The following is a 1,494-nucleotide window of genomic DNA, read 5'->3' on the forward strand; positions in this document are numbered from 1 at the left end:
CTGAACTATCTCTTCCGGCTTGTGCCGCTTGTTCGCCATTCTCAGTCCTCCGTTCCCTAAACATAACGGTGGACCAGTTCAGACGGGGCACTCCACTAGCAGTGCTCTTTGGCGACAACGGCAAACCACTCACCTCTTGGCCGAACTAGCAGGAAAGGTTCCTGCGACTGCTCGGCAATCCGCAGATTTGGCGATGGGGCTTTCTGGTGGGCATGCCGTTTGACCTAACTTTAGGTTAGGTGCAAAGATCGAATAACATTCGTCCATTCCAATCTATCAGAAGCTGATATGAAACTGACCTCTGCATTATTTTGTTGTCTCATATGCTTATCGGGACCAGCATTCTCTCAACAGGACATGGTCGACAGGTTCAATGCATCCCTTGAGAAATGCGATCTGGCGAAAGGTGGGTCGCTGGATGAGATTCGTCATGCGGCATGGGGAGTCATGTTTGTTGTTTCGGAAATGTCTGGTGCGGGTCTGCTGACACCCGAGATAGAAGAGGTTGCCAAGACTAAAGGCTTGGATTGCTACCGACGGCGGCTCTCTGATGGGTATTGGGATGCGGACCTTCGCCGGTATGGTGGCGGCGAAGATGACGCTCTTAAGGAACTCTTCCGCAAACAGAAGACCCGCAGCATCTTCCTAGCCCCGCCGCCCTCGCGTTGAATACGACTAGGGGGAGGTGGTCCTGAACTTTCCGGGCTACCGGGGGGGACCGGCGCGGGGATACTTGCGCAAGATTTGCAGGAATCTGGATTTCCGTGGTGAACGATTAGTTATGTTTTAGAACGACTTAGCTCAAACCTTCAGCTTATTCCGAGGCCACATGCAGGGTAAATTCCTTGCATGTGGCCATTCACTCGCACACCCAAGACCGAAGCCAAGTCTCTCGCCGCGCCCGACGACGCGCTGCTGGAGACCTTCGGCATTCTTCCGATCACCTCGACCGGCGTGACCATCTCGGCAGAGACCGCGCTGCGGGTGCCGGCTGTCAGCTCTGCTATCCGCGTCATCTCCGAAGCTGTGGCCAGCCTCGACGTATCGGTGAAGACGCCAGATGGTTCGCAGACCATCGACAATGACCCGGCGCTTCAGCTTCTCACCAGCGAGGCCAACGAATGGACCTCCGGTTATGACCTGATCCGGGATCTGGTGATCGATGCTCTCAAGCAGGACGTGGGCGGGCTGGCCTGGGTAAACCGGGTGAACGGCAAGCCTGTCGAGATCATCCGGTATCGACCCGGCGTCATCTCGGTCGAATATGACCAGAACACGGGCGAGCCGAGCTACAAGATCAACAACCGCCCCGAGCCGGCGGCCAACATCATCCACCTGCGCGCGCCTTTTGGCCGTGCCCCTCTCAGCCTCGCACGGGAAGCCATTGGCGTTGCCTATGTTGGAGTGCCCCCAATGAAGTGGTCCACCAACTGGGATAGCTTTATCCCGTTTTCAGGAGGACCAAACGATGGCTGGAAAGCGAGACAAACCCGA

General features: G+C 56.4%; 2 protein-coding genes. Both read left to right on the forward strand.

Annotation, left to right across the window (positions count from 1 at the left end; translation table 11 throughout):
- Positions 1-288: 288 nt before the first annotated feature.
- Positions 289-669: a hypothetical protein gene (locus tag BLR85_RS28270; RefSeq protein ID WP_139188629.1), complete on the forward strand. Its 381-nt coding sequence runs from the start codon at positions 289-291 to the stop codon at positions 667-669.
- Between the two features lie 180 nt (positions 670-849).
- Positions 850-1,494 (forward strand): phage portal protein (locus BLR85_RS28275; protein WP_139188630.1); only part of this gene is annotated, 645 nt, incomplete at its 3' end.

This window comes from Aliiruegeria lutimaris (assembly GCF_900099935.1).
Taxonomy (GTDB): Bacteria; Pseudomonadota; Alphaproteobacteria; order Rhodobacterales; family Rhodobacteraceae; genus Tropicimonas; species Tropicimonas lutimaris.